The sequence below is a fragment of the Streptomyces sp. NPDC058157 genome (assembly GCF_042884105.1).
Lineage (GTDB): Bacteria > Actinomycetota > Actinomycetes > Streptomycetales > Streptomycetaceae > Streptomyces.
In genome coordinates, this window is the sequence record NZ_JBHVUQ010000298.1 from 1 (window position 1) to 6,795 (window position 6,795).

General features: G+C 72.1%; 6 protein-coding genes and 1 pseudogene. 3 read left to right on the plus strand and 4 right to left on the minus strand.

All coding sequences use genetic code 11. The annotated features are described in order from the left end of the window. From ACFVXK_RS36145 to ACFVXK_RS36160, 4 genes and pseudogenes are all read right to left on the minus strand, one after another. Window positions 1–272: pseudogene (locus ACFVXK_RS36145) on the minus strand (hypothetical protein); the annotation flags it as partial. An 89-nt stretch (window positions 273–361) separates the two neighbouring features. Further along, complete coding sequence (locus ACFVXK_RS36150; protein WP_389620838.1) at window positions 362–688, minus strand: ferritin-like domain-containing protein; 327 nt, start codon at window positions 686–688, stop codon at window positions 362–364. 110 nt (window positions 689–798) lie between these two features. Then, the gene (locus tag ACFVXK_RS36155) at window positions 799–1,290 is read right to left on the minus strand and encodes a DoxX family membrane protein (protein WP_389620841.1); all 492 of its coding nucleotides are present in this window, start codon (window positions 1,288–1,290) and stop codon (window positions 799–801) included. A 5-nt stretch (window positions 1,291–1,295) separates the two neighbouring features. Continuing rightward, entirely contained in the window at window positions 1,296–1,958 is a 663-nt protein-coding gene (locus ACFVXK_RS36160) for a hydrolase (RefSeq protein WP_389620844.1), read from the minus strand. 486 nt (window positions 1,959–2,444) lie between these two features. On the opposite strand from ACFVXK_RS36160, the gene ACFVXK_RS36165 reads away from it, so the two are divergent. The 3 genes from ACFVXK_RS36165 (at window position 2,445) to ACFVXK_RS36175 (ending at window position 6,735) form a co-directional block, all read left to right on the plus strand. After that, entirely contained in the window at window positions 2,445–2,972 is a 528-nt protein-coding gene (locus ACFVXK_RS36165; RefSeq protein WP_389620847.1) for an EF-hand domain-containing protein, read from the plus strand. A gap of 255 nt (window positions 2,973–3,227) precedes the next feature. Next, window positions 3,228–5,447, plus strand: a complete 2,220-nt coding sequence (locus tag ACFVXK_RS36170; protein WP_389620850.1) for a protein kinase — start codon at window positions 3,228–3,230, stop codon at window positions 5,445–5,447. A gap of 280 nt (window positions 5,448–5,727) precedes the next feature. Beyond that, the gene (locus ACFVXK_RS36175; RefSeq protein WP_389620853.1) at window positions 5,728–6,735 is read left to right on the plus strand and encodes a hypothetical protein; all 1,008 of its coding nucleotides are present in this window, start codon (window positions 5,728–5,730) and stop codon (window positions 6,733–6,735) included. The last annotated feature ends 60 nt before the right edge of the window (window positions 6,736–6,795 follow it).

Here is a 6,795-nt window from a genome sequence, read left to right on the forward strand (position 1 = left end):
GGCTTCACCGGTGCGGCGGCAAAGAAGCCGGACTCTGGGTCCAGGTCCAGTGACGCGGAAACGACGGCGATGCCCGGGTGGGCTGGGAGTCCTTGCCGTGTGCGCCAGGACCGGGTCTGCGCACTCACGAGCTCGCCTGCGTATCCCTCTGCCCGAACAGTTCCGGCTCCAACCAGGATGACCTGCGCGGTGGAGCGCAGCAGGCCAAAAAGCCGGCGGTCGGCGAGGACTTCCCCGCCCGGTCCGGCGCCGATCACCACGACGTCGTACACCTCGGACGCCTCGTACACCCCGGACGTCTCGGACGCGGCTGCGTGCGGCTCCGCGAGGACCACCTGGCGGGCCGGCGCTCCGGACCGCGTCACACCCGCACCAAGGGGGTGTCGACGAGGTGTTCGGCGAGGAACCACACCTGGGCCTCCCCGGTCCGGACGACCTCGGAGATCAGAAGGTCGTTGCTGCCCTCGTCGCCCTCGGCCGAGATCCGGGAGGCGGCGTCGCGGGCGTCGACGAGGATGCGCTCGTGCGCGTCGAGCAGCCGCGACAGCATGACCGGAACCGGTTCGACTCCGTCGGGCGGGCGGGGGACGGAGGTCACGGGGGGAAGCTGTCTGACCGTCCCGAAACGCTGGATCTCGGGGCCCTTCTGGTGCAGCAGCGGCTGGCCGCCGCCCGTGGCGGTCTCCATGGGGAGGGTTCTCCTGGGGTCGTGCACGGATGTGCGGTGTGGGTGGCCCGGCCGCCGGTCCTCGGGGGTGTCGGCCGGCGGCCGGGCCGGTACGGGGCCCTGGGCGGTGCCTAGGCGGCGGGGGCGCGGTGCAGGGCGAGCCGGGTGAGCAGCCCGCTGCCGACTCCGGCCGTGAGAACGAGCGCCGTCCACCACAGGGGGTACGGCGTCAGGCCCAGCGCGTCGTCCAGGGACCAGGCGCCGGGGCCGGTGGCCGCCAGGGCGGCGGCCGCTCCGATCAGGACCAGGGGGTACTCGTAGCCGTCGTTCTGCACCCAGAGGCCGTTGGACCACTTCACGGTGAGGGCGACGGTCATGACGCCGATGGCCCCGGTCGCGGCGAGCGGGGTCAGCAGCCCGGCCGTCAGCAGCAGCCCGGAGCCGATCTGGCCGCCGCCCGCCGCGAGGGCGGTCAGGGCGCCGCCGCGGAAACCGTCGGCGCGGAACTCTCGGGCCCCGCCGTCGAGGCCCTTCCCGCCGAGGTGGGTACTGATCTTCTGCACCCCGTGGCCGGCGATGAGCAGGCCCACGAGCAGCCGCAGGATCAGCAGGCCGGTGTCCAAGGAGGTCAGCCCGCCGCGTGCGCGCCGATGACCGCCTGCGCGTAGACGACGCCCAGGCCGTACGCGCCCGCGTGCTCCTTCACGACCTCCATGACGGCGCCGTACGTCTCCTGGCGGGCCCAGTCGCGCTGGAGCTCCAGCAGGACCTGCACCCAGGTCACGGGCACCGCACCGGCGGCGATCATCCGCTGGAGGGCGTGCTCGTGGGCGGCCGGGGTCACGCCGCCGGAGGCGTCGGAGACCACGTAGACCTCGTAGCCCTGCTCCAGCGCGGACAGGGCGGGCAGCACGAGGCACACCTCGGTCCACAGCCCCGACAGGACGATCTTCTTACGACCGGTGGCGCGGACGGCCTCGACCAGCGCCTCGTCCTCCCAGGCGTTCATGCTGGTGCGGTCGATCGGCTTCTGGTCGGGGAAGACGGCGGCGAGCTGGGGCAGGAGCGGGCCGGAGAAGGACTCGGCGGCGACGGTGGTGAGGACGGCGGGCACGTCGAACGCGCGGGCCGCCTTCGCGAGGCCGACCGTGCTGTTGATGATCGCGGCGCGGTCACCGCTGCCGGTGCCGAAGAACATCTGCGGCTGGTGGTCGACGAAGATCATGACGGCGTTGTCGGGCGTCAACAGGTCCGTGCTCGGGCCGGCGTGTACCTGGGTGATGTCGAACATGGGAGCGTCCTGTCGTGAAACGGGCTTCGGGGACCGGAGTGGTCGTGGAGGCCAGCAGTCCCACGGGGGGGCGTGGCTGGCACTCCCCGAACGTAGGTCCTCCCAGGTCAGCCCGGTTGTCCGAGCGCGCCCCGCACCTTGCCGCTGCGTGCACCGCCCGTGTCCGGACCGGCGGGTCCGTCCGGGGCGTGGGGGGCCGCGCTGGTCGTGCCGCTCAGGGCGCGCCAGGAGACGCACGGACACGTGGTGGTGGCGACCAGACAGGACACGAACGACGTCACCAGCGGCCGAGCGGCGACCGGTCACCGAGCGGCGTCGCCCGTCGGGCACCGTCATGTCCACCGAATGGCCGTCGGGGCAGCCGTTCGCGGATCAGCCGGATGGATCAAGCGGGTGGATCACGGCCCAGGACGGTGACCGTGGGCGTCCCGGTGCGTTTCCGTTCCGGAGGAACGAAAGCGCGGACCGAGGAAAGGGAATGACGGGATGTCGGACACTGCCAAGCGGCGCATCTTCGCCATGCTGGACGCTGACGGGGACGGGGTCATCACCCCGGCCGAGTACCTCGCCCGGGTCGACCGGGCGGCCGCCGCGTGCGGGCGCGACCCGCACCACCCCCTGGTCGCCGCGGCCCGCGTCGCGCACGCGGAGGTGTTCCGGCAGATGGACGGGAACGCCGACGGCGCCGTCACCTACGAGGAGTACCGCGACTGGGCCGGACACGAGGCCTTCGAGGAATCCTGCCGCCCCGCCCTCGGCTCCCTCTTCGACCTGGCCGACCACGACGGCGACGGACACCTGACCCGCGAGGAGTTCACCCGGCTGCGGGCGGCCACCGGCAACAGCCCCGAAGGCGCCGACGCCGCGTTCGACGCACTCGACGCCGCGCGCGTCGGCCGCGTCCAGCGCACCGTCTACCTGGCGGCGATCCACGACTTCCTCACCACCGGCCACTCCCCCATGACCCACGCCTACCCCGAGGCGGCACCGACGCCCGCGCCAGCCGCCCACTGACCCCGGTCACCCGGGGCCTCGACCGCCCGCCCGCGGGCGAGCCCGTCAGGGCGGGCATGAGGCCGTCCGCCGCCGGACGGTACAGGGACGTCTCCGGCGGGTCCGGTAAGGAGGTAGTGGCCCCTTCCTTCGGATCACGCTGGCGACCGGATGAAAACGGTGGCGAGGTGGAGTCTCCGCTGAACAAGATCCTCGTCCTGTCAGGGGACTGACGCCCTAGGCTGGCAGGGTCCGTGCCGTGACAGGGGGATGACGATGGCAGAGCGGGTCTTATCCGGGCGTTATCGACTGCTCGCGCGGCTTGGCGCAGGAGGGATGGGCGTCGTCTGGAGGGCGGAGGATCTGCTCCTGCACCGTGAGGTCGCGGTGAAGACGGTCGCCGGTCCCGGTGTCACCGACGACGCGGCGGCGAGGCTGGAGCGCGAGGCGCGGGCCGCAGCCGGCTTGTCCGACAACCCTCATGTGGTGACCGTGCACGACTTCGGGCGGGACGGCGACACCCTGTTCATCGTCATGGCCCTGGCCGCCGGGTGGCCGCTCGACCGCATCCTCGCGGCCGACGGTCCCCCCTCCCTGGTGCGGGCCGTGGAGTGGACCCGTCAGGTGTGCGTCGCCTTGGGCGCGGCGCACGAACGGGGCATCGTGCACCGGGACATCAAGCCGGCCAACGTGATGGTCGCCGCGGACGGCGTCGTTCGCGTCCTCGACTTCGGCATCGCCTGGTTCCATCCCGAGCTCGGACTGGACCGGCTGAGTCAGGCCGGCGGGGTCCTCGGCAGCGCCCCCTGGATGTCACCCGAGCAGGCGCGCGGAGGGGCGGTCGGCCCGGCCTCGGACCTCTACTCGGTCGGCTGCCTGCTCTACCAACTCCTGACCGGGATACCACCGTTCGGGGACCGGGACGCCCTCGCACAGATCATCGCCCACTCGACGGAGACTCCCGCGCCACTGTCCAGCCGCCGCACGGGGCTGCACGCCGGTCTCGAGCAGCTGGTGATGGAGCTGCTCGCCAAGTCCCCGGAGAACCGGCCCGCTTCGGCAGCGGAGACGGCGGCTCGCCTGGGAGCCGTGCTGCACGAGCTGGGAGCGGAGGAGACGACCGGACGACCCGCGCCCGCGATGCCCGCGCAACCGCCTGTCCCGGCAGGGCGTGCGGAGCCGCGGCGCGAGCGGCCGGTTCAGCGGCGGACGGTGCTCCTCGGACTGTTCGGTGTGGTCTCGGTGTCGACCGTGATCGCCGTGCCGCAGTTACTCCCCGACAGCGGCAGTGGCGACGGAGGAAACAAGGGATCGGCCAACAGCACGCTCAGGCCGTCGTGGAAGCTCTCACTCCAGCCCGACGCCCGGCCGACCATGGCAGGCCCCGTGGTCGTCGTCGGCAGTGCCGCCAGTGATGAGCCGGCCGTGGTGTACGACTCCCGCACGGGCAAGCAGCTCTGGCGAGTATCGCGGGACGCCGACGAATTGAAACCCTTCACCGAGAACACGCTCTACGCCACCGACGGCGCGGGCGGCCCTCTCAGGGCCCTGGACCCACGCACAGGGATCGCCCGCTGGGAGTACGACCCGCTCAGAAACCAGGTCACGAGCGGCACGTTCGTGATCCCGAAGCCGGTCGCCGTGTTCGTCGGCCAGGGCCCGTACGTCTCGGCCCTGCACCACGCGACCGGCGACGTCCAATGGCGCTACGAACTACCCGCAGCGAGAAAGTCGGATGCTGTCACGGGCCTGGCGAAGGCGTCCGGCACTGTGCTCGCGCGCGCAGGGTTCAGCGGTGGCCCCTGGATCGCGATCGGCGAGGTGGACGGGCAGCAACTGTGGACCTGGGAATGGGAAGGGTCCGAGGATCGGCCCTGCGTCGGCGAAGCCGCCGACCGGATCTTCTTCCAGACCGGCAGCGACCTGGCGGTGCTCGACTCGAACACCGGCCGGCTCGTCGGCACCTACAAGGGACTCGACGGGGCCAAGCCCGTCGCCGAGCACAAGGTACTTCTGGACACCTTGCCCGCCGGCGGTGTGGAAGCCTGGTCCGCTACGGACGGGAAACGCCTGTGGTCCGTTCCCGACGCGTTCGCGCCCCGCGTCTTCGGCGACACCGTCGTGATGGTCAAGTACGCACCGGACGACAAGTCCAGTGGAACTCTGGCTGTGGACATCCGCACCGGCACACAGCGCTGGCTGTACCGCGACCTGTTCTCCCCCTCCCAGTCCGGGAACGCGCCAGTGGTCGTGGGTGAGGGGGACCCGCTGATCCTGCGAGCGGATGTCGAGGGCGTCGGCCTGGTCCGCGTGGACGTGCGAACCGGGCGGCGAGGGCCGGTGCGGCTCCTGCCGGAGAAGGAAGTGCTCGACATCTTCTGGGCTGACAGCACCGTCTACGTGCGCTGCGCGGACCGGTTCCGGGACAACGCAAATAAGGCGGACAATGGCCCCGAATCGCGCCTCTACGCATTCCCCCTCTCCGCCATGACCTGACGGCACCGATGCCGTGGACGGACCTGCCCGAGCACTTCGGCCAACCGAAGGGCGCCCACGATCGGCTTCGGAACTCGGCCGCCGAGGGCGCCTGGGACAAGGTCTTCACCGGGGCGGGTCCACTGCGGTCCGCACGCGCCGACCGTGCAGGCGCAGGTCAGTCGTCTTAGTCGGACGAGTCTGCTGCGAAGGCCGGCGTTGTGCGTCGTCTGAAAACCCCTTGCTCCCCGGTCCGCCCGCTTGGTGGGATGCAGCTGCTTCGACAGCGGGAGGGGACAGCTTGGCGGTGTTCGGATGTGCGGGCTGTGGTGCGGTGCTGACGGCGGCGGTGTCGGAGGTGGCGTTGCCGGTCCATCTCGCCGACGCCCACTGGGAGAAGCTGCACCCGCCACTCCTGGAGGCCGGGTCCTACGCCGTCGACCCCGCACCGTACGGGCCTCCGTGGCGGCAGTGGGACGGGGTCGGAGCTCGCGAGGCTGCGAAACGGGGGCGCTTCGCGCCGTTCGGAGCGTTGTCCGACGGGCCGCCGGACACCGTTCTCCTCGCACCCGGCGACATGCGCAACACCCGGCTGATCCTCGAACGGGCCGGGGGCTACTGCATGGGGATCGACGGGAGGGACGGGCCGAACCTCGCCTGCCTGGACTGTGATCTGCCCGTGGGAACGAGGATGGACGACTGCGGGTGCTGGCAGGTCGTCCGGCTCGTCCCGCAGGCAGTGGTGCGGCCGCCCGGCCCGCCGGAGCGGCCGGTCATGGGTTGGGCGGAGCTGCGGGCCACCGGCGCGCTGTGGCACCGGCTGAGCAAGTACCGGGACGTCCCGGCGGGCGTGGCCCTCGCCCACGTGGTGGTTGCCGCCGGCGGCGCGCCGGTCGAGGTGGCGCCCGGGCCGGTCGCGGAACTCCTCGGCCGGGCACTTGGCGCGCTGCTGCCCGCCGGGGAAGGTGCGCAGCGGCTGGACCTGGCGGGGCCGGGGTTCGGCGAGCCGTCCGCCGACCTGGTGCTGGTGCCGGTCCATCCGCAGACGGGAGACATGTGGCAGCCGCGCGCCGGGGCGATGCCGGTACCTGTGGATGCCGCACTCTGGGCCGAACTCGCCTTCCCGTCTCACCGGACCCGGCTGCCGGTGGTCGGCGGGCTGCCGGCAGGCGTGGAGCGGGACGACCCGCTGCCGCCGCACCCTTGGTACCCGTTCCGGCCGTCCAGGGAGGCGTTCCGGTACACGCTCGCCCGGATGCCCGCCGTCAGGGAACCGTGGCTGCGGGCGATCTACGACCGAGGCTGGTGACCCGTCAGAGGCCGTGTCCGAGTCACGGCTCGAACCGGGGCTCCTGATCACACCTGCCAC